At 66.1% G+C, this 24826-nt stretch carries 23 protein-coding genes; 4 read left to right on the top strand and 19 right to left on the bottom strand.

Translation table 11 applies throughout. The features are described 5' to 3' along the window. Positions 1-83: 83 nt before the first annotated feature. Both WKB25_RS09915 and WKB25_RS09910 read right to left on the bottom strand, forming a co-directional pair. Entirely contained in the window at positions 84-476 is a 393-nt protein-coding gene (locus tag WKB25_RS09915) for a VanZ family protein (protein WP_340570270.1), read from the bottom strand. Then, positions 473-1657, bottom strand: coding sequence for an SAM-dependent methyltransferase (locus tag WKB25_RS09910; protein WP_340570268.1), 1185 nt, complete (start codon positions 1655-1657; stop codon positions 473-475). The genes WKB25_RS09915 and WKB25_RS09910 overlap by 4 nt, the downstream gene beginning before the upstream one ends. Before the next feature lie 59 nt (positions 1658-1716). On the opposite strand from WKB25_RS09910, the gene WKB25_RS09905 reads away from it, so the two are divergent. Further along, positions 1717-2454: a pteridine reductase gene (locus WKB25_RS09905; protein WP_099820925.1), complete on the top strand. Its 738-nt coding sequence runs from the start codon at positions 1717-1719 to the stop codon at positions 2452-2454. A 109-nt stretch (positions 2455-2563) separates the two neighbouring features. Here the strand turns inward: WKB25_RS09905 and folK are convergent, their stop codons facing one another. Then, a complete protein-coding gene (gene folK / locus WKB25_RS09900; protein ID WP_340570267.1) occupies positions 2564-3064 on the bottom strand; it encodes a 2-amino-4-hydroxy-6-hydroxymethyldihydropteridine diphosphokinase in 501 nt (166 codons plus the stop codon). Positions 3065-3157: 93 nt separating this feature from the next. Between folK and WKB25_RS09895 the strand changes: the two genes are divergently transcribed. Beyond that, entirely contained in the window at positions 3158-3907 is a 750-nt protein-coding gene (locus tag WKB25_RS09895) for a 20S proteasome subunit A/B (RefSeq protein WP_340570265.1), read from the top strand. Between the two features lie 104 nt (positions 3908-4011). On the opposite strand, the gene WKB25_RS09890 is transcribed toward WKB25_RS09895, so the two are convergent. From WKB25_RS09890 to WKB25_RS09875, 4 genes are all read right to left on the bottom strand, one after another. Then, entirely contained in the window at positions 4012-5523 is a 1512-nt protein-coding gene (locus WKB25_RS09890) for an ATP-binding protein (RefSeq protein WP_340570264.1), read from the bottom strand. Positions 5524-5527: 4 nt separating this feature from the next. Further along, on the bottom strand, positions 5528-5968 hold the full coding sequence (locus WKB25_RS09885; protein WP_025878695.1) for a response regulator: 441 nt from the start codon (positions 5966-5968) through the stop codon (positions 5528-5530). Then, on the bottom strand, positions 5965-7782 hold the full coding sequence (locus WKB25_RS09880; RefSeq protein ID WP_340570263.1) for an ATP-binding protein: 1818 nt from the start codon (positions 7780-7782) through the stop codon (positions 5965-5967). The genes WKB25_RS09885 and WKB25_RS09880 overlap by 4 nt, the downstream gene beginning before the upstream one ends. 201 nt (positions 7783-7983) lie before the next feature. Continuing rightward, complete coding sequence (locus WKB25_RS09875; RefSeq protein WP_340570262.1) at positions 7984-8367, bottom strand: BON domain-containing protein; 384 nt, start codon at positions 8365-8367, stop codon at positions 7984-7986. A 188-nt stretch (positions 8368-8555) separates the two neighbouring features. Between WKB25_RS09875 and WKB25_RS09870 the strand changes: the two genes are divergently transcribed. After that, on the top strand, positions 8556-9599 hold the full coding sequence (locus WKB25_RS09870) for an oxidoreductase (protein WP_340570261.1): 1044 nt from the start codon (positions 8556-8558) through the stop codon (positions 9597-9599). Between the two features lie 439 nt (positions 9600-10038). Here WKB25_RS09870 and gnd read toward each other — a convergent pair whose 3' ends face one another. The 7 genes from gnd to WKB25_RS09835 form a co-directional block, all read right to left on the bottom strand. After that, positions 10039-10944 carry a phosphogluconate dehydrogenase (NAD(+)-dependent, decarboxylating) gene (gene gnd / locus WKB25_RS09865; RefSeq protein ID WP_340570260.1) on the bottom strand — a complete coding sequence of 302 codons (906 nt, stop codon included), beginning with the start codon at positions 10942-10944 and terminating at the stop codon, positions 10039-10041. Positions 10945-10954: 10 nt separating this feature from the next. Next, the gene (locus tag WKB25_RS09860) at positions 10955-12193 is read right to left on the bottom strand and encodes a hypothetical protein (RefSeq protein ID WP_340570259.1); all 1239 of its coding nucleotides are present in this window, start codon (positions 12191-12193) and stop codon (positions 10955-10957) included. Between the two features lie 17 nt (positions 12194-12210). Beyond that, positions 12211-12822, bottom strand: coding sequence for a DUF2242 domain-containing protein (locus WKB25_RS09855; protein ID WP_340570258.1), 612 nt, complete (start codon positions 12820-12822; stop codon positions 12211-12213). A gap of 175 nt (positions 12823-12997) precedes the next feature. Further along, on the bottom strand, positions 12998-15175 hold the full coding sequence (locus WKB25_RS09850; protein ID WP_340570257.1) for a carboxy terminal-processing peptidase: 2178 nt from the start codon (positions 15173-15175) through the stop codon (positions 12998-13000). 238 nt (positions 15176-15413) lie between these two features. Beyond that, on the bottom strand, positions 15414-16424 hold the full coding sequence (gene lipA, locus WKB25_RS09845) for a lipoyl synthase (RefSeq protein ID WP_340570256.1): 1011 nt from the start codon (positions 16422-16424) through the stop codon (positions 15414-15416). A 17-nt stretch (positions 16425-16441) separates the two neighbouring features. Beyond that, positions 16442-17086: a lipoyl(octanoyl) transferase LipB gene (lipB, locus tag WKB25_RS09840; RefSeq protein WP_236511563.1), complete on the bottom strand. Its 645-nt coding sequence runs from the start codon at positions 17084-17086 to the stop codon at positions 16442-16444. A gap of 56 nt (positions 17087-17142) precedes the next feature. After that, positions 17143-17421, bottom strand: a complete 279-nt coding sequence (locus WKB25_RS09835) for a YbeD family protein (RefSeq protein WP_032975372.1) — start codon at positions 17419-17421, stop codon at positions 17143-17145. Positions 17422-17691: 270 nt separating this feature from the next. Here WKB25_RS09835 and WKB25_RS09830 point away from each other — a divergent pair, with 270 nt between their 5' ends. After that, entirely contained in the window at positions 17692-18765 is a 1074-nt protein-coding gene (locus tag WKB25_RS09830; protein ID WP_089236932.1) for a lipid A deacylase LpxR family protein, read from the top strand. Between the two features lie 134 nt (positions 18766-18899). On the opposite strand, the gene WKB25_RS09825 is transcribed toward WKB25_RS09830, so the two are convergent. The 5 genes from WKB25_RS09825 to rodA all read right to left on the bottom strand — a co-directional run bounded on the left by WKB25_RS09825 (position 18900) and on the right by rodA (position 24521). After that, positions 18900-20117 carry a D-alanyl-D-alanine carboxypeptidase family protein gene (locus WKB25_RS09825; protein WP_340570252.1) on the bottom strand — a complete coding sequence of 406 codons (1218 nt, stop codon included), beginning with the start codon at positions 20115-20117 and terminating at the stop codon, positions 18900-18902. A gap of 102 nt (positions 20118-20219) precedes the next feature. Further along, positions 20220-21464 (bottom strand): septal ring lytic transglycosylase RlpA family protein, encoded by a 1245-nt coding sequence (locus WKB25_RS09820; protein ID WP_340570250.1) that lies wholly within the window; start codon positions 21462-21464, stop codon positions 20220-20222. Next, positions 21461-22606: a lytic murein transglycosylase B gene (gene mltB, locus WKB25_RS09815; RefSeq protein WP_340570249.1), complete on the bottom strand. Its 1146-nt coding sequence runs from the start codon at positions 22604-22606 to the stop codon at positions 21461-21463. Before mltB ends, WKB25_RS09820 begins: the two co-directional genes overlap by 4 nt. A gap of 272 nt (positions 22607-22878) precedes the next feature. After that, complete coding sequence (locus WKB25_RS09810) at positions 22879-23130, bottom strand: hypothetical protein (RefSeq protein WP_340570248.1); 252 nt, start codon at positions 23128-23130, stop codon at positions 22879-22881. Positions 23131-23444: 314 nt separating this feature from the next. Then, on the bottom strand, positions 23445-24521 hold the full coding sequence (gene rodA, locus WKB25_RS09805; protein WP_340570246.1) for a rod shape-determining protein RodA: 1077 nt from the start codon (positions 24519-24521) through the stop codon (positions 23445-23447). Between the last annotated feature and the right edge of the window lie 305 nt (positions 24522-24826).

Genomic DNA, 24826 nt, shown 5'->3' with positions numbered 1-24826 from the left:
TGCCAACCTTGGTTGGCGCCGTGGAGATTCATCCACGCATGGCGTGGATCTACTGGTGGATGCCAACCCTGGTTGGCACGCCTTCACCCCCGCCAGCGCAGCAGGATGTCGCGCAGCGGGGTCAATGCGGTGGCCATCCCCGCCAACACGCCGATGGTGTTGGCCACCGCATCCATCGGATCGGCCATGCGGTTGCTGGTCAACGCGCCCTGCGCGAACTCGATGCCGATGCCCATCAGCACCAGGCCAGCCCCCACCCACAGCAGCGGACGGCCACGCCGGAACAACTGCACCGCGCTGCCGGCCAGGATGAAATAGGCCAGGAAGTGCTCGCCCTTGTCGCTGTTTTCCGGCAGCGGGATCGGCGGCGGCGGAATCAGGCAGACCACGATCACCGTCAGCACCACCAGCACCCACAACGCGGTCCACAGGCGTGGCCGCCGCAGCGGCTTGATCACCGGCAACGCTGTACTCACAGGCGCCAGCTCAGGTCGCCCAGTTCGAACGCCGGTTCGAAATCGACGTCGCGCTGCAGGCCAATGGCCTGGAAACGCTCGCCCATCTCCGTTGGCAGGGTCAGCTTCTTCACCTGGTCGCGCAGCTGGATGCGGCCAACTTCATCGGTACGCTCCTCGGCCAGGGTCAGTACCTGGTCCAGACCGTTGCCGAGCAGGAAGCTTGCCTGGCTGCAGTAGCCGGCCAGTTCAAAACCGCCGTGCAGGCCGGCCTCGGCCATGGCAGTGAAATCGACCGATGCGGTGATGTCCTGCAGGCCCGGCCAACGATGGATCTCGTTGTGCACGTGGTGGCGGTAGAACGCGCGCACGGTGCCGTCGTCGCGCTCTTCCTGGTAGAACTCGCCCCGGTTGTAGCCGTAATCCACGAACAGCATCGCGCCGCGGCGCAGGCCACCGGCCACTGCCTGCAGCCAATACGGCAGCTGCGGCAGCACCTCGGAACGGTAGCCGTCGGCAAAGGGCTTTTCCAGGTAGCGTTCGAGGTGACGCACCGCGCCGTTGAGCAGCAGGTCGGCCGGCTGCGCGCCACGGATGAAGTTGCCCTGCCCGTCCAGTTCGACGGTTTCCTCGTACACCTCGCCGTCCTTGATCAGGAAGCGTGGGGTCGGCAGCGCATCGATCACCTCGTTGGCGAACACCACGCCGTCCCATTCCTCTTCGAACGGGCGATCGAGCCACTCCACCCGGCCGGCCAACTCAGGCGGCAGGTTCTGCTGCAGGCGCTCCTGCTGGCGCTGGCGCAGGTCCGCGCTGGGTTCGAGGATCGCGTAGCGGGCCGGCAGCGCATCCAGCTCGGCCAGGCGCAGCAGCACCGCCTCGGCGAAGGCACCGGTACCGCCGCCCAGTTCCAGCATCCGTGCCTGCGCATCGAGCTGGCCGAACACCGGCGCCAGCGCATTGGCCACGCTGCCGGCGAACAGGCTGCCCAGCTCGGGTGCGGTGGTGAAATCGCCGCTGCCGCCGAATTTGCTGGCACCGGCGCTGTAGTAACCCCAGCCCGGCGTGTACAGGCACAGCTCCATGAAGCGGGAGAACGGCATCGCCCCGCCCTGTGCGAGGATCTCGGCGCGCAGGGCGGCGGCCAGCTGGTCGCTGTGGGCCAGGGCATCGGCTTCGGGCAGGGGAAAGGTAGGCTGCATGGCGTCTTCGAATGCGGTGACAATGGTGCACAGGATAGCCGAGCCTTGGAGGACCCTCGATGAGTGACACCGCCCCCGTGGCCCTGATCACCGGCAGCGCACGCCGGATCGGCGCGGCCATCGCCCGCCAGTTCCACGCCTGTGGCTGGTCGGTGGTGCTGCACGCCCATACCTCCAGCGCCGAACTGCAGCAGGCCGCCTTCAACCTGGACAACGAGCGCCCCGGCAGCGTGCTGGCGTTGCAGGCCGACCTGCGCGACGCCGATGCCCTGGCCGATCTGGTCGAGCAGGCGGTGACCCACTTCGGCCGCCTGGATGCGCTGGTCAACAACGCCTCCAACTTCTTCCCCACCCCGCTCGGCCAGGTCACCGCCGAGGCGATGGACGAGCTGTACGCGGTCAACGCGCGCGCACCGCTGCTGCTGGCCCAGGCCGCCGCGCCGTACCTGCGCCGCCAGCACGGCTGCATCGTCAACCTGACCGACCTGCACGGCACCGACCCGATGCCCAACCACATCGCCTACACGATGGCCAAGGCGGCGCTGGAGATGGCGACCCGCTCGCTGGCGCTGGAACTGGCGCCGAAGGTACGGGTGAATGCGGTGGCGCCCGGTGCGATCCTGTGGCCGGAACAGGGCAAGGACGATTTCGCCCGCGAGGCGCTGCTGGCGCGCACGCCGCTGGCGCGGATCGGCACGGTCGAGGAAATCGCCGAAGCGGTGTACTGGCTCGCGGCCGAGGCCAGCTTCGTCACCGGCCACACCCTGCGTGTGGATGGTGGGCGTACGGTGAGTTGAGGTGTTGCCGGCCAGCGGCCGGCACTACCGATGTGCACAGCCACCCATGGGGTGGCTCTACCGACAATAGTAGTGCCACCCCATGGGTGGCAGCACGGGAAGGCGTGGGTCAATCCAGTGCGTCGGGGTCCAGCTCGACCGTCTCGAACGCTTCGCCATGCTGCTTGTGCGCGCGCCACAGCGTGGCCAGGTCCAGGCCGCTGACCGGATCGATGAAACCCGGGGCGATATCAGCCAGCGGCTTCAGCACGAACGCATGTTTCAGTTCCGGGCGCGGAATGCGCATATGGCCGGGGCCTTCCACCACCAGGTCGCCATAGAACACCACATCGACGTCCAGGGTCCGGTCGGAGAAACGCGGACCGCTGCGGTCACGACCGTGCGCATCTTCCAGCGCATGCAGCCAGTCATCCAGCTCCTGCAGCGGCAGGTCGGTCTCGATGGCAACGCCGTTGTTGAGGAAGGCCGGACCCTCGAAACCGACGGCGGCGGTACGGTAGGCGGCAGACACCTGCAGCGCACCAAAGCGCTCGCGCAGGGCCGCCACCGCAGCGTGGAGGTAGCGGCGGGGGTGGACGTTGCTGCCCAGGCTCAGGAGCACGGTGGTCATGCGGTTCCGGTGACGGCAATCAGGTGGAGCGCGGGCATGCCATCGTCACAACGGCCTGCCTACAATCCGGGACGCATATGATAGGGCACCGACATGACCTATTGCGTTGGAATCGAGGTGGACGAGGGCCTGGTCTTCGCCGCCGACACCCGCACCAATGCCGCGCTGGACGATGTCCGCGTACACCGCAAACTGAACGTGTTCGAATATCCCGGCCAGGCCGCCTACGTGGTGATGGCCGCCGGCAACCTGGCCACGACGCAGTTGCTGGTGTCGCGGCTGAAGCGCGATGCCGACGAGCGGCGCACGCCAAACCTGCGCGACATGGCCCATCTGTTCGAGGCTGCGGCCTACGTCGGCTCCCTGCTGGTGGACAGCCAGGTGCAGAACCAGCACACCGAACACGGCCATGACGGGGTGAACACCCAGGCGACCCTGATCTTCGGCGGGCAGATTGCCGGCGAACAGCCTGGCCTGTACATGGTCTACCCGCTGGGCAACGCCATCGCTGCCTCGCCGGAAACGCCCTATCTGCAGATCGGTGAATCCAAGTACGGCAAGCCGATCCTGGACCGCATCCTGACCCCATCCACGCACCTGGAAGATGCCGCACGCACGGCGATCGTTTCGCTCGATTCGACCATCCGGTCCAACCTGTCGGTGGGCCTGCCGGTCGACCTGGCGCTGCTGCGCGCCGGCGAACTGCGGATCAGCCAGCAGCTGCGGCTGGGCGCCGATTCAGCGCTGTACGCCGACATCCATCAGAACTGGTCGCGGCGGCTGGAACATGCGGTGGAAAGCCTGCCGCGGTTTCCGTGGGAAACGACGGATCGCCCGGGCTGAAACGCCGCCGCTGCACACCTGTAGAGCCGAGCCCATGCTCGGCTGACGCAACCGATGCAGACAGCAGCCGAGCATGGGCTCGGCTCTACAGCGTTCCCTCGACGTCAGCCCAGCGCGTCGGCCACCGCGCGGAACACCTGCTGCATCTGCAGCGGCTTGCGCAGCAGGTGCACCTCGATGCCTGCGGGGAACACATCTGCCGGCATTTCCCCGGCAGCATCTTCCAGCACCAGCGCCGGGCCGCGGTATCCGAGCGTGGCCATCTCGCCGAGCAGCTGGCTGGCCGACAACAGCTTGGAGCCGGCATCGGCAATCACCAGCGCTGGCATCGCCTCCTGCTGCATCCAGCGCAGCGCGGCCGGGCCATCGGAGGCCAGCTGCAACTGATAACCCTGGCTGGACAACGCATTGCCCAGCAGCGACAGGCGCGTGGCTTCACCATCGACCACCAGGATCGACTGGCCACTGCCCAGCGCCACCAGTTGTTCGATCGGCTCGCCGCCCTCGGCGCTGGCATGCATCGGCAACCGCAGCTCGAAGCAGGTGCCCTGCCCCAGCCGGCTGTTGACGTGGATGCTGCCACCGGCGCCTTCAACGATGCGCTTGCAGGAAATCAGGCCCAGACCGGTGCCATCGGCCTTGGTGGTGAAGAACGGATTGAACAGATGCGACAGCGTGTCCGCATCCATGCCGGTGCCTTCATCGACCACCGCGATGCGCAGCCAGTCCTCGCCATCGCGCTGCCCACCATGGCTGGCGGTCAGGCTCAGGTTGCCACCCTCAGGCATCGCCTGGATCGCGTTGAGCGCCAGGTTCAACAACACCTGCTGCAGCTCGGTGTAGTTGGCATCGACTACCAACCCCTCATCCTCGACCACCAGGTCCAGGCGGACGCCATCGGGCACGTTGCTGCGCAACAGCAGCGCCACGGCCTGGAACAGGTCATCGATGTGGATGCGCTCGCTGGCCTTGCGCGACCCGCGCACGAACGACAGCATCGATTCGGCCATCTCATGGCCACGGCGACCGCACTCGGCGATCACGTCGGCCAGGTGGTGCAGTTGCGGATCTTCGGTACGCGCCTTCAGCAGATCCGGCATGATCAGCAGCGGCTGCAGGATGTTGCGCAGATCGTGGCTCAGACCCGCCGCCAGCAATGACAGGCTTTCCAGCCGTTGCGCGCGCATCAGCTCGGTTTCCACCCGCGAGCGCTCGATGGCACTGCGTGCCTCACGCACCGCGCGGGCTACGGCCGACGGCAGGCGTGCCGGCTGGTGCTTGATGATGTAATCGTTGGCGCCCTTCTGCAGGGCCGCCACCGCATTCTCCTCACCCATGGTGCCGGAGACGAAGATGAAGGGCACCTCCGGCAACGCGTCGCGCACGATGCGCAGCGCGTCGTCGCCAGAGAAGCCAGGCATGCTCAGGTCGGACAGCACGATGTCCGGCTGGAAGCGTGCCAGCGCATGGCGCAGGTCGTCCGCGCTCTCGACACGCTCGAAGGTGGCCTCAAGGCCTGCATCGAGCATCTGTTCGGACATCAGCTCGGCATCCTCGGGGGAATCTTCCACCAGCAGGATGCGCAATGCGCCGAGTGCGGGACCAGTCAGGGGCATGGGCCTACTCGATCTCCGGAGCCTGGTTGATCAGTGCCCAGAACTTGCCCAGGGTCTGCACGGCACCGAAGAACTGGTCCACGTCCACCGGCTTGACCACGTACGCGTTCACGCCCATGTCCCAGCTGCGGGCCAGGTCGCTTTCCTCGCGCGAGGAGGACAGGATCACCACCGGCAACCGCTTCAGCTCATCGTGTTCGCGGATCTGCCGCAGCACTTCCAGGCCGTCCATGCGCGGCATCTTGATGTCCAGCAGCAGCACCGCCGGCAGGCCTTCCTCGCGGCTGGCGAAGGCGCCACGGCGCAGCAGGTAATCCATCACTTCCACGCCGTCTTCAACGTGCACGATGGGATTGGCCAGGCGTGCTTCCTGCAGCGCATCGATCGCCATTTCGGCGTCGGCCGGGCTGTCTTCGGCAAGGAGGATGGTGCGCAGCGTCGTCATGCGATGGGGCCCTGTTTGTCCGCGTCGAGCACGGGGGGAAGGTAGAAGTGGAAGGTGGCGCCAGCATCCGGTGCGGCTTCGGCCCAGATGCGGCCGCCGTGGCGGGTCAGCACCCTGCGTACGCTGGCCAGGCCGATACCGGTGCCGGGGTAGTCGCTGGCCTTGTGCAGGCGCTGGAATACACCGAACAGCTTGCCGGCGTAGGCCATGTCAAAGCCTGCACCATTGTCGCTGACCGTGAACTGATGACCGCCATCGGGCTGCTGCTGGTAGTCCACGCGGACCTTCGCCGGCTCGCGGTTGGCCGAATACTTCACCGCGTTGCCCAGCAGGTTCAGCCAGACCTGGCGCAGCATGTTTTCGTCGCCCACCACGATCGGCAGCGGCGCGATGCTCCACTCCACCTGATGGGCATGGCCGCTGCTCTCGGCTTCGCTCTGCACGTTCGCATCGAGCATCGCGCGCGTATCGGCCACCAGCGACTGCATGTCCACGGTCTGTTGGCGCATCGCTGCGCGGCCCAGCCGCGAATAGACCAGCAGGTCATCAATCAACGTGGCCATGCGCCGCGCTGAACCGGAGATCACCCCCAGGTAGTGCTGGCTCTTCTCGTCGGCCGCCTCGCCCAGATGGCGCGACAGCTTGTCCGAGAAACCGGCGACATGGCGCAGCGGCGCACGCAGGTCGTGCGACACCGAGTAGCTGAACGCTTCCAGCTCGCGGTTGACCTCCGAGACCTGGGCAACTTTGCCTTCCAGCTGACGGTTCAATTCTTCAACACGTGTCTGCACCGCACGCTGCACGGTCACATCGCTGATGGTCAGCAGCACCACTTCATCGTCGGTGTCAGGCAGCGGCATGCGCCGCGCGTTGAGCAGCATGTAACGGGACATGCCGTCGGCGGCGCGTTGTTCGTGTTCGAAATCCCACAGTTCACGGCCGCGCAGCAACACATCGGCCAGACGCTGGCGAATCACCGGGTCACGCCATGCGCCCTCGCCTACGTTTTCCAGCAGCAGGCCATCGGCGCGCTCATCCTGCAGCCCGTACAACTCGGAGAACGCGGGATTGTGCAGCTGTACGCGCAGCTCGCGATCCAACAGCACGATCGGTTCACGCACGGTCTGCAGCACCGACGCCGCGCGCGCAGCGGCGCGCTGCGACTGTCGCTCAGCCTGCAGGCGGCGGCCAATCTGTCGTTGCAGCAGCCACAGCACCAGACCGAGCAGTGCCAGCTGCACCAGCAGCGAGCTCCACGAGACGAAGTTGGTCTGCCGCTTCTGTCGCTCCGCCTGGGCGGCGCGCCGGGCCAGCAGCGCTTCCTCGCTGGCCTGCAGTTCTTCCACCAGGCCGCGGATCGGGTAGCGCGTGCTCAGGTCCTGCACCAGCTCGCGCTGGTCGCTGTTGGGTTCAGACTTCGCCAGCTCACGCGCAACCCCCATACGACCTTCCAGCATCGACTGGATGCGGCCTATGCGGATCAGCTGGTCGGGATTGTCGCGGGTCATCCGGCCCAGTTCGGCCAACCGCTCGGGGATATCGTTGGCCTTGGCCATGCGCTCGCGCAGGCCTGGCGCATCCACACCTTTGGACAGCGTCAACGCAGCAGATTCGATGTCGCGCACGTCGGTCTGCAGCTGCTGCAGGGCCACGGTCACCTGCTGGGTATGGGTCACCCAGCCCATGGCCAGCTCGTTGTCCTGCTGCAGTTTGCGCAGGGTCAACCACGGGACCACGATGATGGCTGCCGCTGCCAGTGCCAAAGCAGGCAGTCGCCAGCGATCCCAGATGTCATCACTGAAAACCAGCGCCATAGTTCCTCGTCAGCTCAGCCGGGGAGTGCGATCCGGGCAGGATCAGCCACGGCGGAACCGGCAATATAGCGCAGCCGGTCACATCTCTGGGGTAATCGGTTCATCAGGCGGGCCGCCCACCAGCACGCGACGAGCAGGCCCCACACCACAAAACAGGGGCGCCCCCGTGGGAGCGCCCCTGCTGGCAACCTGCGGTGTCGATCAACGCTTGGCGGCACTGACCTTCAGCGCGGCGGCATCAACGCGGGTCACGCCCTTGATGCCCTTGGCGGTGGCGATGGCCTTGTCATGCTCGGCCTTGGTGGCAACGGTGCCACTCAGGCTGACCACGCCATTGACCGTCTCCACCTTTATTTCGGTACCCGGCACATTGCTGCTGGCGAGCAGATCGGCCTTGACCTTGGTGGTGATCCAGCTGTCGGTGACCGGCTCGTTGGAATCATGGCGGTCTGCATGGGTCATCGCCGAATGATCGGTTTTCGGCGGGCTCTTCGCTGCGGCGTCCTGGGCGAATGCGGCCGAGGAGGACAGCGCCAGGCCCAGGGTGAGGGCGGAAGCCAACAGCATACGGGTCGTGGTGCTCATCGTTTGATTCTCCTACTGGTTGGTGTGCCCAGTGTCGCCAAGTGCTTGTAGTGCAGGCGTGGCGCTGCGGTCATGCTCACGTGAATGGGCGCACCCGCAGCGGGAATGGTTCAGCTTCCGGGCGCGTAGTCATCTCGTTTACCCTGAGGTTCCTGTCCTGCACTTCACGATCTGCGCGGAGTCCTCCCATGCGCCCTGAGCTGCAACTGGCCCTGATCGGCTACGGCCTTGCCGGCCGCGTCTTCCACGCCCCGCTGATCCAGCACACGCCGGGGCTGGCCCTGCACAGCGTCGTCAGTTCGCAGCGCGATACGCTGCTGCGCACCTTCAGCGACGTCCACGTACGCGCTACCGCGCAGGAAGTCTTCGATGACCCTGCGGTGGATGCGGTGGTCATCGCCACCCCGAACGAACAGCACGCGCCGTTGGCCATCGCCGCGCTGGCCGCCGGCAAGCATGTGCTGGTGGACAAACCGTTCGCGGTGAACGTGGACGAAGCCGAGCAGGTACTGGCTGCAGCGCGCAGCGCCGGACGCATCGCCACCGTGTTCCAGAACCGGCGCTTCGATGCGGACTTCCTGACCCTGCAGGCACTGCTTGCCAACGGCACGCTCGGTGACATCGCCGAATGCCACGCCCATTTCGACCGCTACCGCCCGCAGGTGCGCGAACGCTGGCGCGAGCAGGATGGGCCGGGCAGCGGCCTGTGGTACGACCTGGGGCCGCACCTGCTGGACCAGATGCTGGTACTGTTCGGCTGTCCGCAGGCGATCGACGCGGACCTTGCGGTGCAGCGCGAAGGCGGCAGCGGCGTCGACTATTTCCACGCGGTACTGCATTACCCGCGCCATCGCGCGATCGTGCATGCCGGTTCACTGGTCGCTGCGCCTGCACCCCGTTTCGCCGTGCATGGCACGCAGGCCAGCTGGATCAAGCATGGCCTGGACGTGCAGGAGGCGCAGCTGCGTCGCTGCGTTGCGCCAGGCGCGCCGGGATGGGGCATCGATCCGCGCCACGGCGAACTGCTGCACTGCGATGCGGAGGACAACGTGCAGCGCAGCACCGTGGACAACCTGCCCGGTGATTACCGGCGCCTGTATGCCGACTTCGCAGCGGCGATGCAGGGTGAGGGTGAGCCGACGGTAAGCGCGCAGCAGGCGCTGCAGGTGATGCTGTTGCTGCAGGCGGGGATGGACAGCGCGCGCGAAGGGCGGCGGGTGCGGCTGGGGTGATCGGCAGGGCTGCGCCCTGCACCTGCCGATGCAACAGCAACAGCAACAGCAAGAGCAACGGCAAACGCTGGGCTGCCGAGGGATGGCGGGGTGGGTCCGGTTGCGGGGGACGCCGTGAATCCGTCCATGGAGGCTTGGCCGCGGCATCCATGCCGCGGACACCCCCGCAACCGGCCCCACCCCGCCTTCGACAGGTTCACGCGGCTGTTGGTGGATGTCGACCTTGGTCGACACGGCATTGGCTGCTCTTGGTGGGTGTCGACCTTGGTCGACACGGCATTGCCTGCTCTTGGTGGGTGTCGACCTTGGTCGACACGGCATTGCCTGCTCTTGGTGGGTGTCGACCTTGGTCGACACGGCATTGCCTGCTCTTGGTGGGTGTCGACCTTGGTCGACACGGTAGATCCACGCCGTGCGTGGATCTACATCAAACCGGTACTTACGACTTCTTGATGGCGTGGCCGCCGAATTCGTTGCGCATCGCTGACAGCAGGCGGTCGGTGAACGAGTTCGATTCGCGCGAACGCAGGCGTTCGAGCAGCGACAGGGTGATCACCGGTGCCGGTACGTCCAGCGCAATCGCTTCGGCGACGGTCCAGCGGCCTTCGCCGGAATCCTCCACGTACGGTGCGATGCCATCCAGCGAGGGGTTGCGCTTGAGTGCTTCGGTGCTGAGGTCCAGCAGCCACGAACGCACCACACTGCCGTGGCGCCACACCTCGGCCACCTGCGCCAGGTCCAGTTCCATCTCCTGCTTGCGCTCCATCAGCGCGAAGCCTTCGGCGTAGGCCTGCATCATTCCGTATTCGATGCCATTGTGAACCATCTTGGTGAAGTGGCCTGCGCCGGACGGGCCGACGCGCGCCCAGCCGCGATCCTCGGCCGGTGCCAACGTGCGCAGCAGCGGTGCGATCTGTTCGACCACCGCTGCATCGCCACCCACCATCAGGCTGTAGCCTTCCTGCAGCCCCCACACGCCGCCGCTGGTGCCACAGTCCACGTAGCCCAGGTCATCTTCGGCCAGCGCCTTGGCGCGACGGATCGAGTCCTGGTAGTTGGAGTTGCCACCGTCGATGACGACGTCTCCTTCGGCCAGGTGCGGGGTCAACTGGCCCAGCGTCTGGTCCACGGCCTCGCCGGCCGGCACCATCAGCCACACCACGCGCGGCACCGGCAGCGCGGCCACTGCGGCGGCCAGCGAATCAACCACCTCCAGGCCGGCCTCGGCGGCGCGCTGGCGGGCGCCCTCGCCCGGGTCGTAGCCGACCACGCGGTGGCCACCGCGGTGCAGGCGCTGGGCCATGTTGGCGCCCATGCGGCCGAGGCCGATCATTGCAATATCCATTGTTTCACCTTCAGTTGGGGTCTAGGGTCAGGCTGCCTGGCCTGCCGGTGGCTGCGCAGTGGCGCAGCTGCGCCTCGCGCCAACGCCGGTAGAGCGTGGTATGCAGATTGTGCAACGCCAGGTCGATGGAAAACGGCGTGCGAGGATTGCGGTCGAGCAGGCGGATGATGTGATAGCCGACAGGACGTATACCGCGTGGGTGCACGTAGATCACGAACCGCTGGTAGAACGCATCGTCCAGCAACTGTTCCATCTGCTGCACGAGGTCGCGATAGCGCGGGGCCAACTGCTCACGCAGCACCGGATCGCGCTCGTACAGCAGCCGCTCGAAATAGCGCTGGCCGACACGCGGAATGCCCTGCGCCAACTGCCACAGGGCACGATTGCGCTGGTCGTACCAGGCCAGCCCCCCGTGCGCGGCCAGCGCCTGCGCGGCACCCTCGCCCACCTCCACCACGACGAAGTTCTCCGCCTGGTTGCTGAGATCGTCCAGCGTGCCTTTGTCGAATACGTGTTCGATGAAGCCGGGCAATCCGACGAATGCCTGCCGCCCCATCGCCGACGTGCGCACGGCCTTGCCGTCGGCCAGGAACTGGCCGGCCTGTGCGCCCAGCAGGATGCTGTCGGTGTCGTGCAGACCAAGGAAGGTGCCGATGGACAGCTCCCCCGGCGCGAATTCCGCATCGAAGGCCGCATCGCCGTACAGCTCGCGCTGCGTGGCCAGCTGCGCGACCTGACGGCCGACACCGCACTCGGCGCGCACGTGCCCGGTGTAGAACGCATCCAGTGCGCGGCTGTTGCTGGCGGCCGGTACATAGCCGCGGCCGAAGCTGCGCACCCGCTGCCATCCCTGTGCCGGGGCACCGCGTGCGCCGAAGCCGATCCAGCCCAGCTGCACACCGGTAAAGCGGAAGGTCTCGTTGTCCTGCAATGCCTGCGTGGCACGTTGTACGGCCACGCCCAGTTCAAAGGCGTAGGCACAGACCGTGGCCGGGTCGTCCAGCAGCTGCTGCAACAGGGCCTGCCGATCGGCGTCAGCCAGCGTATCCGGCCAACGCACGCGCAGATCACCGGCTGCCTGCGCCTCGGCCAGCGAGGCACGCGTGCACACCGGCCCACCCTGTACCTGCGGCGCGGTGATCGCTGCGGTTTCAAAGCGCCACCCCAGCCGCTGCAGCAGGCCCTGGGTACACTCGGCCGTAGCGGCCAGCGCGCTCAGGGGCCAGCCCAGCAGCAGGGCACATGCCATCCCCCTGCCGCGCACGTTCAGCCCTGGTCCGTTGCTGCCGGCGCTGATTCGGGCTGAGGCCCGGCAGGGGTCGGCGGCGGCGCGGCCGGTTGCGGTTCTGCTTTCGCGGCGGCCGGAAGGTACTGCTGCAGGCGCTGGAAGAAGCGCCGATAGAACTCGGCATCGGTAATCGTGCTGCTGGCCACTTTCACCAGCGAGTCGTCATTGCTGCCGAATGGCAGCGACACCGAGCCCAGCGCGCCCACACCGACACTGGCCGAGGTCGGGCTCTTCTTCAGCGCATAGCGGTCCTGCACGGCGCTGACGAACACCAGCGCCTGGCTGCCACGCGGCGCGCACGAGATGCGCAGCACCAGTTGTTCGTGGTCATCTTCGCGCGGCTGGAAATTCTTGTTGCCTTCCACCTGCGCGTCGTCCGACCGTGCGATGGCATAGCCCTGGCTGAGCAGCGTGCGCCGTGCCGCCTCGCAGGCGTCGGCCGGACGCCCATCGACGGTGCGCGAGAACGTATCCCCTGAATCGAAAGACTCGCGCAGCACTGTGCTGTCGGCGGCACGACCACCACAGGCGGTCAATGCCAGGGCACTGGTGGCGGCCAGCAGGGAAGCAGAAAGAAGGGAGGCCCGCATGGGTACTCCAGCGAAGACGGTAACCCCGAGGGTAGCCCCCTGTCCGTGTGCACCGGGTCGAAAACACCGGCCCCCTCCCTCGCCGTTGTTCCCGGTTCATGCAAAAAGGGGACGGAGGGGATCAAGTCGCTAGTGCCACAAACGACTTGATCCCTCCGCCCCCTTTTTCAGTCAATCAGTCGGCCCAGCGGCCTGCGGCGGTGGACTGCGGCAGCACCTGTGCCGACAGCGGACGGTCGGCCTCCAGCAGGTTCACCGCGTCGGCCAGGATCGAGGCCGATTCACGCAGCAGGGGGTCCGGGCGCTTCTCGGCGGCCTTCTCGCGCGCGGCATCCTTGACGATGTCGCGCTCATTGCCGGTCAGGCCATCATCGCTGCTGTCATCGGCCAGCGGGTCCAGGGCCAGGCCCAGTTCCTTGCGCACGATCTGGCGCTGCTTGCGCTGGGCGTCCTGGCGCTCGCGCTCGGCACGACGGGTTGCTTCATTCAGCGAGACGTACTTCTTGGCTGCTTCGGTACGGAACTGCTCCACGTCCTCGTTCCACCACTGGAACTCCTTGTCGGTGGCGATACGCGAGTCGTGGCGCGTTTCCAGCTTCGGCAGCAGCGGCGCGAAGTTGCCGTACTGGGTGTGCGGCACCGCGGCGATACGGGTCCACGGCAGCGCGTTGTCGTAGGTGCTCTCGCCGAACTCGGTGGCATCGACGCTGGCCGGGAACGCCAGGTCCGGCACCACACCCTTGTGCTGGGTGCTGCTGCCGCTGATGCGGAAGAACTGGGCGATGGTCAGCTTCACCTGGCCAAAGCGCTGGGCTTCGCCACTCGGCCAACGGTCCAGGTCGACGATGTTCTGCACGGTGCCTTTTCCGAAGCTGGTTTCACCGATGACCAGGCCACGACCGTAGTCCTGGATGGCACCGGCGAAGATTTCAGACGCCGACGCCGAACCACGGTTGATCAGCACCGCCAGCGGACCGTCCCATGCCACGCCCTGGTTGCGGTCGCTGTTGACGGTGACACGGCCACCGGATTCGCGCACCTGCACCACCGGACCCTGTTCGATGAACAGACCGGTCAGCTCGATGGCTTCATCCAGCGAACCACCACCGTTGTTGCGCAGGTCCAGCACCACGCCGTCCAGCTTGTCGGTCTTGAAACCAGCCAGCAGCTTGGCCACGTCGCGGGTGGCCGACGCATAGTCGGCGGCGTTGCGACGACGGCCTTCGAAGTCCTGGTAGAAAGTCGGCAGCTTGATCACACCGACCTTGCGCGCCGGCTCGCCATTGGCGGCCGGGATGGTCATGGTCTCGCCCTTGGCGGCCTGTTCGGCCAGGCGCACCTTCTGCCGGGTCAACACCAGGGTGTGATGCTTGCCGTCGACGCCCGCTTCGGCAGGAATGAATTCCAGCTTGACGTCGGTGTCCTTGGCGCCACGGATCTTGGCCACCACATCATCGATGCGCCAGCCGATCACATCTTCCACCAGCCCGGACTTGCCCTGGCCGACACCGACGATGCGGTCACCCGGCTTCAGCGTGCCGTCCACGGCCGCCGGACCACCGGCGATGATCTCGCGGATCACCACCACATCGTCCTGGCGCTGCAGCTGCGCACCGATGCCTTCCAGCGACAGCGACATCGCCTGGTTGAAGTTCTCGGCGGTACGCGGAGTGAAGTAATCGGTGTGCGGATCAACCGCGCTGGTATAGGCGTTCATGAAGAACTGGAAGGTGTCTTCGCCCTTCAGCTCGTTGACCGACTTTTCCAGGGTGGCGTAACGCTTGTCCAGCGTCTTGCGGATGTCATCGGACTTCTTGCCGGCCAGCTTCAGGCGCAGCCAGTCATTCTTCACCGACTTGCGCCACAGCTCGTCGAGCTCGGCATTGGACGCTGCCCACGGCACGTCCTTGCGGTCGTACTCGAAGCGCTCGTCGGTGGTGAAATCCGGTTCCTGCTTCAGCAGCTTGCGCGCATAGGCCACACGCTCGCCGACGCGCTGCTTGTAGACCGCAAACACCTGGAAGGCCGGCTCCAGTTCGCCGCCGCGGATGGCATTGGCAATGCCGGCCTGGAACGGCGCGAAGCGGGTGATGTCGGCCTGGGTGAAGTACTGCTTGCCGCCGTCCAGTGTCTCCAGGTAGCGCTTGAACACATCCTTGGAGGTGGCTTCATCGAGCGCACGCGGGCGATAGGCGTAGCGGCTGTCGGACAACAGGCCATACACCAGCTTGGAGGTGGTCACCTGATCTGCGGTGGCAGCCGCCGGCAACGCCGGCGAGTCGGCCTTGGCCGCCAGCGCCAGCGGCGCGACCAGCGCCAGGGCCATCAGGAATGCGGGGGCTTTGAATTTCATTGACGTGCTCGAAGGCGCCTTGCCAAGGGGGAGACTGCAGGGTGTTCTGACACCACGACAGTGCCGAAAGTTGCCGGGTTTGTCACCCGCCCACGTTCGGTGGAAAACCAGCCTAGCGGGGCCGGTGTAGCAAATTGTGAATGCAGGCGAAGGCCGCCGCTGCGCTCGCCGGGCATGGCCCGGCGCTACCGACATCGCGCGCACGGGGTAGCGCCGGGCCATGCCCGGCGGCAACCGCTTACTGGACGCCGGCGCCCTTGGCCTGCACGTCGGCGTGGTACGACGAGCGCACCATCGGGCCGGAGGCCACGTGGCTGAAGCCCAGCTCGTAACCGTAGACTTCCAGCGCCTTGTAGTCGTCCGGCGTCCAGTACTTGAGCACCGGGTGGTGATGCGCGGTCGGCTGCAGGTACTGGCCGATGGTGATCATGTCCACGTTGTGTGCACGCAGGTCGCGCATGGTGGCCTTGATCTGTTCGAAGTCCTCGCCCAGGCCCAGCATGATGCCCGACTTGGTCGGCACGTCAGGGTGCTGCGCCTTGAAGTTCTTCAGCAGGGTCAACGACCACTGGTAATCGGCACCCGGGCGCACGTTGCGGTACAGATCCGGCACGGTTTCGATGTTGTGGTTGAACACGTCCGGCGGGTTCTGCGCGAGGATCTCCAGCGCGCGCTCCATGCGGCCCTTGCCGCGGAAGTCCGGGGTCAACACTTCGATGCGGGTGCCCGGCGACTTCTCGCGGATGGCGGTGATGCAGTCGACGAAGTGCTGGGCACCACCATCGCGCAGGTCATCGCGGTCGACGCTGGTCACCACCACGTACTTCAGGCCCATGTCGGCCACGGTCTGGCCGAGGCTGGCCGGCTCGTTGGCATCGGGCGGCTTTGGCCGGCCGTGTGCCACGTCGCAGAACGAGCAGCGACGGGTGCAGACCTCGCCCAGGATCATGAAGGTGGCGGTGCCGTGGCCGAAGCATTCGTGGATGTTCGGGCAGCTGGCCTCTTCGCACACGGTCACCAGACGGTTCTCGCGCAGCTTGGCTTTCAGGTTCTGCACGGCATTGCCCGAAGGAATGCGCACGCGGATCCAGGAGGGCTTGCGCAGCACCGGCACGTCGGCGAACTGCACCGGCGAGCGGTTGATCTTGTCCCCACCCATCTGCTTGACCCCGGCCTGCAACGGCGCGGTGGACGGAAGCTCGGCCTGCACGATCTGCAGGGGAATGGTGCGGGCAGTGGTTTCAGTCATGGCGTTTCCGGGGGCGGTCAGGCGGCCGCAGAGAGATCAGGCAGTTCAGGCACGGGCTGCAGCAGCAGGCCGAACTGGCGGGCCAGGTGGTCCAGCAGCACCGGCTTGACGGCGTCCATCCCGGACGGACCGCCCAAGTCTAGCACCGTGGTCACCTGCAGCCCCTCGTAACCACAGGGGTTGATGCGGTGGAAAGGGTCAAGGTCCATGGCCACGTTGAAGGCCAGGCCATGGAAGGTGCAGCCGCGGCGCACGCGGATGCCGAGCGCGGCGATCTTGGCGCCGCCAACATAGACGCCGGGGGCGCCGTCGAGCCGTTCGGCACCGATGTTCCACTCGGCCAGTGTGTCGATGATGGCCTGCTCGATGCGGCACACGTAGTCGCGCACGCCGATACCCAGCCGCGGCAGGCGCAGCAGCGGGTAGATCACGATCTGGCCGGGGCCGTGGTAGGTCACCTGGCCGCCGCGATCGACGTGGACCACCGGGATCTCGCCCGGCGCCAGCACGTGCTCGACCTTGCCGGCCTGGCCCAGGGTGAACACCGGATCGTGCTCGACCACCCACAGCTCGTCGAGCGTGTCATCGTCGCGCTGGTCGGTGAAACGCTGCATGGCGTGCCAGACCGGTTCGTAGGGCTGGCGCCCCAGGTCACGGACCACCGCCGGGCGCGGCGGACGCGCCTCAGGGGCCGCCGCTTCGGCAGGGCAGCTGACGGCTACACCGTCCACTTCACTTCCGGGTGGTCGCGCAGGGCCTGGTGGGCCACGTCGTACTGTTCGCGGTTCTCGGCCCGGAAGACCAGGCGCACCGAGACGTACTTGCCGTTGGACGAATGCTTCCAGCTGATGCGCTCGTTCACCACGTCAACGCCAGCAGCCAGCAGCAGGCGGGGGAGTTCATGCTCCAGGCCGCGGTTGGCCGGGCCCATCGCGCTGAGCTCGAACTGACCGGGGAACTGGAAGCCGTGTTCGGGATTGTCGGACTTGATTTCCATGCGCCCATTATCGGGCCGCAGGGCAACAAACCCAAGAGTATTCATAAAGGCCGGCGGCACCGCAGACGGGTCGCTGCGTTGCAGCTGAACATCCATTCAGCCTCGGACCCGGCTCCCAGGGCCCCCGCGCCCCTCCCCCGCAGTAACCAATTGTGTCGATCAGACAATGTTGTTTTCGGAACAGACAAGTGATTCCAGCGCGCTCGTTCCGTCACTGCGCCGGGAGTAACGTGTCGTTGCATAAAACGACAAACAGAAGCCCCCTTCCCGATGATCATCCCATCCATGCGTCACCTCGCAGCCTTTGGGCTGTCCGGCCTGCTGGCCACCGCCCTCCCCCTCTCCGCCCAGGCGGCCGAACAATGCGGCCCGGACGCGATGCGCGAGCATCCGCCGCAGGTCAATTTCCGCGTCGACAACGACCTGTTCGGCGGCCGCCACCAGGACCAGGGCTATACCAATGGCGCCCAGCTGACCCTGGTCTCGCCCAACCTGGTCGACTACACCGATGACCCCTGCCTGCCGCGCCTGGCGCGCTGGGTGAACAGCCACCTGGAAGCGCTGCACCCGGGCAAGTTCGAACAGCAGAACATGATCTTCAGCGTGGCCCAAGGCATCTTCACCCCCACCGACCCGACCCGCAGTGACCTGATCGAGGATGACCGGCCGTATGCCGGCGTGCTGCTGGTCAGTTTCGGCTTCAACGCGCGCAGTGGCGATCGCCTGCAGACCACCCAGCTGTCGCTGGGCGTGGTCGGGCCGTGGGCGCAGGGCAAGCAGGTGCAGGACGCCGTACACAGCGTGCTGGGCGATGAAAAGTTCAAGGGCTGGGACAACCAGCTGCACAACGAACCGGTGTTCATGCTGACCCACGAGCGCATGCGCCGCTGGCCGGGCGATGCCAGCATCAATGCCGACGGCTGGGGCTGGGATGCGATCAGCCACTACGGCGGTTCAATCGGCAACCTGGAAACCAAGGCGAACATCGGCGGCGAAGTGCGCTTCGGCTGGAAGCTGCCGGACGATTTCGGCAGCACCCCGCTGCGCCCGGCAGGCGAGAACACCGCGCCGACCCGAGGTGGCAAGCCATCCGGCTGGTCGTGGCACCTGTTCGCCACCACCGATGCGGCGTGGGTAATCCGCGACATCACCCTGGACGGCAACACCTTCCGCAACAGCCACAGCGTGGACAAGCGTCATGTGGTTGCCCAAGGCGGTTATGGCATCGCAGTGATGCGCGGCCGCTGGAAGTTCGCGATGGCGCGCTACCACAGCACCCGCGAATTCGATGGCCAGCGCCAGTCGCCGGTGTTTGGGAGTTTCACCGTCAGCCGTTCGCTGTAAGCGATCGGGCTGAGAATAGTGCCGGCCGCTGGCCGGCTGCAGGCATATCCGGATGGGTTCATGCGGAGCCGGCTCCCGAAACAGAAAAGGCCGGCATTCGCCGGCCCTTTCCGTTCACTGCAGCAGGCTGCGGATCATTCCGATTCCCACCACATCCAGAAGCTGTCCCACAGGCGCTTGAAGAAGCCGGCCTGCTCGACCGCAGCCACGGCCACCAGCGGCGCTTCGGCCACCAGCTTGCCATCCAGGGTGACCTTGACGGTACCGATCTGCTGGCCAGCGGTGAACGGCGCTTCCAGGGTCTTGGGCACGTCGATGCTCGGCTTCAGGTCGTTGTAGCGACCGCGCGGCACGCTGACCAGCATCGGCTGCGCCACGCCCAGCTGCACCTTGTCGGCGGTGCCCTTCCAGACCTTGTGCTCGGCCACGGCCTTGCCCGGCTCGTACAGGCGGTGGGTTTCGAAGAAGCGGAAGCCCCAGTTCAACAAAGCCAGGCTGTCATCGGCGCGCTGCTTTTCCGACGCGCCACCCAGCACCACCGCGACCAGACGCTGGTCACCACGCTGGGCCGAACTCATCAGGCAGTAACCGGCTTCGGAGGTGTGGCCGGTCTTGATGCCGTCCACGCTGCCATCGCGCCACAACAGCAGGTTGCGGTTCGGCTGCTTGATGGTGCCGACCTGGAATTCCTTGATCTTGTTGTACGCGTAGGTTTCCGGGTAATCGCGCACCATCGCGCGGCCCAGCAGGGCCAGGTCGTAGGCGCTGCTGTGATGGCCCGGGGCGGTCAGGCCATGGGCATTGACGAAGTGCGAGTTCTTCATGCCGATCTTGGCCGCGTAGCTGTTCATCAGCGACGCAAAGGCTTCTTCGCTGCCGGCCACATGCTCGGCCAGGGCGATCGCGGCGTCATTGCCAGACTGGACCGCCATGCCCTTTTCCATGTCTTCCAGACGTGCAGTCTGGTTGACCGGGAAGCCGCTGTAGCTGCCGTCGGTGCCGGCGCCACCTTCGCGCCAGGCGCGTTCGCTCATCATCACCTGGTCGTCCGGACGGACCTTGCCGTTCTTGACCTCGGCGGCGATCACGTAGGACGTCATCACCTTGGTGATGCTGGCCGGGGCCAGCTGTTCGTTGATGTTCTCACCTGCCAGCACCTGGCCGGTGGCGTAGTCCATCAGCACCCAGGCCTTGGACACGCTGGGTGCGGGCGCCGGCGGCGTGGCCACGGTGGCGGAGGCAGCGGCGGCGGCAGGCGTCGGGGTGGCCGGGGTCGGCAGCGGCGTCTGGGCGGAGGCCAGGCCCACCACCAGGGTGGCGGCCAGGGCAGTGGCGGCGGAACGGAAATTCATGGGACAGCAGGCTCCAGGGGACGGCCGGAAAATGAAGGATGGGGCGAGGTGGCCATTGTAAGGCCGGGGTGGCAAGGGCCGGCAGCACCGGCCCGGGCGGAATCAGTCCTTGACGATCTGTGGCGAGCCAAAGCCCAGACCCGAGATGCGCCCGGCAAGTTCCGCCGCGCTGGCATGGTCGCTGGCGGGAACCCGCAGGCGCCACAGGGTACGACCACCGGCAGCGATGTCGCTGATGGTGGCACCGACGATGCCGGCGGCATTGAGCTGGCCCATCGCCCGGTTGGCGTTGTCGCGGTTGGAGAAGCTGGCAACCTGCAGCATCACCGCGCCCACTACCTTCTGCGACAGGCTGGGACTGCTGGCCAGGGCCGGGCTGCGCGGCATAGCAGTGGTCACGACCGGCACTGCGGGACGCGGCGCGGGCGCGCTGGGCGGCAGGCTGCTGACCGCCACCTCCGGCATCGTGCTGACGGCGGCCTGGGTGGTGGCAGGCTGGCCACGCGCCGGTGCCCCACCTGCAGGCAGGCGGTTGACCAGGCGATCGATGTCACTGTCGGCGACCACACGTGCGGCAGGCGCGGGGCGTGCGCTGGCGACGGCAGCGGTGGCCGCCGCCGCTTCAGCAGCACGGCGCTCGCGGCGCGACGGCTTCTGCGCCATCAGGTTGGTTTCACCCGGCTGCACGGCGCGCACTTCCACGTTGCCGGTACCGCGCTGGGTGATGCCCAGGCGCACGGCGGCGGCATAGCTGAGATCGACCACGCGGCCATCGTGGAACGGACCACGATCATTGACGCGCACGATCACCGATTCGCCATTGTCCAGGTTGGTCACGCGGGCGAAGCTGGGCAGCGGCAAGGTCTTGTGCGCGGCGGTGAACTGGTACATGTCATAGACCTCGCGGTTGGAGGTCAGGCGGCCGTGGAACTTGGCGCCGTAGTACGAAGCGGTGCCACGCTCGACGTAGTTGCGGGTGTCGTCGAGCACCTTGTACTGCTTGCCCAGTACCACGTAGGGCGATTTGTTGCCGATCACCGAGCGGTCTTCATTGGTGACCAACGGCTCGGGAATGCAGGCTACGTTGGGCACGTAACTGGGCGTGGTGTCTTTCACGCCGGGCTTGTACAGGCCACCGGCGGTGTAGTTGCCACGGGTGGACAGGTCCTCGGTGGCGGCCGCGTACGGCGAGCCCTCCGGACAATGCGCCGGACGCCCGCCCTTGCCCTGCACCACCGTACCGGACGGCTTGCCACCGTGGCCGGCGGTCGCCGGTTTCTTCGGCGCGCTGCTGCAGGCGGCCAGCGCGAGGACGATCAATCCAGGGACCAGCCATCTGATGTTCATGCCGGGGGCAGCTCCTGTCCGGCAATGGCCTGCGACAACTGGAACACGGCCATCGCGTACATCTTCGAGAGGTTGTAACGGGTGATCGCGTAGTAGTTCTGGAAGCCCAGCCAGTACTGCTTGCCGGTGCTGCCTTCAAGCGTGATGGGGGTAGCGGTGGCGCCCGGCTGCACCGGTGCGCTCGGCTGGTAGCCGCGCTGGGCCAGATCGGCCAGCGACCAGGTGGGCATCCACTCGGTCGGGTTGAATTCTTCGCGGCCGGCAGCGAGCGTGGCAGGCACGGCGACCTGGCCGCCGCGCACCCAACCGCCCTTCTTCACGAAGTAGTTGGCGATGGACGAGAACACGTCGTCGTAGCTGGTGAACAGGTCACGGCGACCATCGCCGTTGCCGTCCACCGCGAAATCCAGGTAGCTGGAGGGCATGAACTGGCCCATGCCCATCGCGCCGGCATAGCTGCCCTTGAGCGTGGTGATGTCCAGCTTTTCCTCGCGGCTGAGCTCGAACAGCTTGGCCAGTTCATCGCGGAAGAACAGCTCGCGGCGTACTTCACGTTCCAGCTTGGCCGGGTCGCCACTGCGCGGGTAATAGAAGGCCAGCGTATACAGCGCATCCAGCACGCGATGGCTGCCGGCGTTCTTGCCATAGCTGGTTTCCACACCGATGATCGCCACGATCACTTCAGCCGGCACACCGGTGCGCTGCTGCACACGGTCCAGTTCAGCGCGATGTTGGGCAAGAAAAGCCTTGCCGCCATCGATGCGCGCCTTGCTGATGAACATCGGCCGGTATTCGTTCCACGGCTTGACCCGTTCTGCCGGCCGCGACATGGCGGCGATGATCGGCTGGCGCACCTGCGCCTGGTCGAGCACGTTGCGGATCTCATCGGGCTTCAGGCCGTAACGCTTGGCGGTATCGGCAATGAACCTGGCGCGCGCGGTTTCGAACGGCACCGGGGTGAGATCGACCGGCGCAGCCGTAGCGGCTGCCGCTTCCGGCGCGGCTTCGGCCGGGCCCTGAGGCTTGGCCGCCGGGTGGCGCGGCGTACTGCTGGCCTGGGGCGAAGTCGGAGGGGACGTCGGCTGGGTCGCACAGGCGACCAGGCCGAGGGTGAGCATGCAGGCCAGAGAACGTCGAATCATCACCGCAGGTTAGCAGGTCATGGATGAATTAAAACCCCTAAGACCATGAATCACAACGATTTGATCGCGTTCAGCACGAAATGTGAAGGCGTTGTGATTGACCTGCCCCATTCAGGCAGAGGTTGCCGGTTGCGTCCCCATCCCCGCAGACGCAACCGGCCGCCGGACCCGGTCGGTACCTGCGCGGCTGCCGCTCCCCAGTGGCAGTGCTCCGCGCTCCTTGTACCTGTTGGATCAGTACTGCTTTCCCATCCGACGCCCCTCGCGCTGCATCAAAGACGGCGCGCCATGCCGAACGGGCCGCCATTGTGCAGGCCGATTGCGACAAGTCCATTGATCAGGATCAACGCGGCGTCAAAATGTGAATTGGAGCTCACTTTTAATGGAACTTCGTCAGCGGCGATGCTGCTATGCGGCGTTGTGGGAACGATTACAGAAATGCGCTTGCGCAGATTCATGCGTGCATCGGCGGCGAAGGTCGGCGAACGGCGCAGCCCCTCGTGGGTGGCCGCAAAGCGATTCATGAGGAGGCTCGGGTAGATGGGCTGCGCAGGGGCCGCTGCAAGTACGTCCCTGCAAGCTCGGTCGCCGCATCCATGCGGCTTTTGCTTTTGATCTTCTTTTTCTTCTTGCGTGGGTGGATGCACACGGAACCTGTCAGCGGCCGGGTGGGTGGGTAGTGCGGGGTGTCCGCAGCATGGATGCCGCGGCCAAGCCTCCATGGAAGGATTCACGGCGTCCCCGCACTACCCACCCACCCGGCCAGCCCTCAGGAAGCCAGCGCTCTACGCGACCAACCCAACCCCACCCACGAGGGGCTGCGCCGTTGGCTGGAAACCTACGCGTGTACCGGCCGATGCCCGCGCACCGCCATCACCAGACCGATGCCCGCCAGCAACGACACCGCCGAAGTGCCGCCGTAGCTGATCAGCGGCATCGGAATACCCACCACCGGCAGCAAGCCGGAAATCATCCCGCCGTTGACCAGCACGTAGACGAAGAACGCCAGGCCCAGACTGCCGGCCAGCAACCGCGCGTGCGTGTCGCGTGCCTGCACCGCGATCGACAGGCAGCGCCAGACCACGAACAGATACAGTGCGAACACCGTCACCACGCCGATCCAGCCGAATTCCTCGGCCAACACCGAGAACGCGAAATCGGTGGTGTATTCCGGCAGGAAATCCAACGTCGCCTGCGTGCCGTGGCCCCAGCCCCTGCCCTGCAGGCCACCGGAGCCGATGGCGATGCGCGATTGCAGGATGTTCCAACCGGTGCCCAACGGATCGGCGGCAGGATCCAGGAAGGTCAGCACACGGTTCTTCTGGTACTGCCGCAGCAGCCCGAACCACGCCAGCGGCGCAGCCACCGACACCGCACTCAGGCCGGCCACCACCCAGCGCCACTGCAGTCCAGCCAGCAGCAACGCAAACACGCCACTGGCCGTCACCAGCGTGGCCGTACCCAGGTTGGGCTGCATCAGGATCAGCACCGCTGGCACTCCGATCAGCACCGCTGCCGTCAGCACCGTGCGCGGCGATGGCGGCAGCGGCTGACGGTGCAGATACCAGGCCATCATCAACGGCAGACTGAGTTTGAGCAGCTCCGAAGGCTGCAGATAGAACACGCCCAGGTTGAGCCAGCGCTGCCCGTATTTACCGGTGCCAATCACATACACCGCCATCAACGGCAGCATCGACAGCGCATAGATCACCGGCGTCCACGCGCGCAGGCGAAGCAGCGAGATCCGCGACAACAGCCACATCGCTACCAGGCCACCGGCGAAGCGCATCGCCTGCCCATGCACCGGCCCGTTCACGCTGTGCAGCACCGCCAGGCCCGTGCCCATCAACAGCAACAACGCGACCAGCAACGGCAGATCGATCGTACGCACCACCTCATTGCAGGCGGCAAGCATTCTTTTTCCGTTCACCGCTGCACGGTAGCGACCGGCGCTTTCGCCAAGCTGTCAGCTGCGATGGTCATGCCTCAGCTGCCGTCGCGGGTCGCCTCATCTAGTAGAGAGGGCAGTATCAGCTAGATGTATTCGTCTAAATTTGAGCGTAATACCATGAATTTAGATGTATTCGTCTAAATTTGAGCGTAATACCATGAATTTAGATGTATTTGTCTAAAAATTGACCTGGGCCTATGGAGCCCGCCTGGCTGCAGGCAGACGGGGCGCACGCCTGAAACACGAGCGCGCTCACTTGATATTTAGAC

This window comes from Stenotrophomonas sp. G106K1 (assembly GCF_037969685.1).
GTDB classification, from domain to species: domain Bacteria; phylum Pseudomonadota; class Gammaproteobacteria; order Xanthomonadales; family Xanthomonadaceae; genus Stenotrophomonas; species Stenotrophomonas lactitubi.
Note: the sequence above shows the minus strand (reverse complement) of the source record. Positions and strands in the feature narration are given on the sequence as shown.

Excerpts from the sequence above, each read along its gene's own strand:
- WKB25_RS09875 (WP_340570262.1), bottom strand. The coding sequence starts at position 8,367 with ATGAGCACCACGACCCGTATGCTGTTGGCTTCCGCCCTCACCCTGGGC.
- WKB25_RS09855 (WP_340570258.1), bottom strand. The coding sequence starts at position 12,822 with ATGCGGGCCTCCCTTCTTTCTGCTTCCCTGCTGGCCGCCACCAGTGCC.
- WKB25_RS09890 (WP_340570264.1), bottom strand. The coding sequence starts at position 5,523 with ATGCCCCTGACTGGTCCCGCACTCGGCGCATTGCGCATCCTGCTGGTG.
- WKB25_RS09835 (WP_032975372.1), bottom strand. The coding sequence starts at position 17,421 with ATGGAAATCAAGTCCGACAATCCCGAACACGGCTTCCAGTTCCCCGGT.
- WKB25_RS09870 (WP_340570261.1), top strand. The coding sequence starts at position 8,556 with ATGCGCCCTGAGCTGCAACTGGCCCTGATCGGCTACGGCCTTGCCGGC.
- lipA (WP_340570256.1), bottom strand. The coding sequence starts at position 16,424 with ATGACTGAAACCACTGCCCGCACCATTCCCCTGCAGATCGTGCAGGCC.
- WKB25_RS09830 (WP_089236932.1), top strand. The coding sequence starts at position 17,692 with ATGATCATCCCATCCATGCGTCACCTCGCAGCCTTTGGGCTGTCCGGC.
- WKB25_RS09905 (WP_099820925.1), top strand. The coding sequence starts at position 1,717 with ATGAGTGACACCGCCCCCGTGGCCCTGATCACCGGCAGCGCACGCCGG.
- gnd (WP_340570260.1), bottom strand. The coding sequence starts at position 10,944 with ATGGATATTGCAATGATCGGCCTCGGCCGCATGGGCGCCAACATGGCC.
- WKB25_RS09810 (WP_340570248.1), bottom strand. The coding sequence starts at position 23,130 with ATGAATCGCTTTGCGGCCACCCACGAGGGGCTGCGCCGTTCGCCGACC.
- WKB25_RS09820 (WP_340570250.1), bottom strand. The coding sequence starts at position 21,464 with ATGAACATCAGATGGCTGGTCCCTGGATTGATCGTCCTCGCGCTGGCC.
- mltB (WP_340570249.1), bottom strand. The coding sequence starts at position 22,606 with ATGATTCGACGTTCTCTGGCCTGCATGCTCACCCTCGGCCTGGTCGCC.
- rodA (WP_340570246.1), bottom strand. The coding sequence starts at position 24,521 with ATGCTTGCCGCCTGCAATGAGGTGGTGCGTACGATCGATCTGCCGTTG.
- WKB25_RS09880 (WP_340570263.1), bottom strand. The coding sequence starts at position 7,782 with ATGGCGCTGGTTTTCAGTGATGACATCTGGGATCGCTGGCGACTGCCT.
- WKB25_RS09895 (WP_340570265.1), top strand. The coding sequence starts at position 3,158 with ATGACCTATTGCGTTGGAATCGAGGTGGACGAGGGCCTGGTCTTCGCC.
- WKB25_RS09910 (WP_340570268.1), bottom strand. The coding sequence starts at position 1,657 with ATGCAGCCTACCTTTCCCCTGCCCGAAGCCGATGCCCTGGCCCACAGC.
- WKB25_RS09850 (WP_340570257.1), bottom strand. The coding sequence starts at position 15,175 with ATGAAATTCAAAGCCCCCGCATTCCTGATGGCCCTGGCGCTGGTCGCG.
- WKB25_RS09860 (WP_340570259.1), bottom strand. The coding sequence starts at position 12,193 with ATGGCATGTGCCCTGCTGCTGGGCTGGCCCCTGAGCGCGCTGGCCGCT.
- WKB25_RS09885 (WP_025878695.1), bottom strand. The coding sequence starts at position 5,968 with ATGACGACGCTGCGCACCATCCTCCTTGCCGAAGACAGCCCGGCCGAC.
- folK (WP_340570267.1), bottom strand. The coding sequence starts at position 3,064 with ATGACCACCGTGCTCCTGAGCCTGGGCAGCAACGTCCACCCCCGCCGC.
- WKB25_RS09825 (WP_340570252.1), bottom strand. The coding sequence starts at position 20,117 with ATGAATTTCCGTTCCGCCGCCACTGCCCTGGCCGCCACCCTGGTGGTG.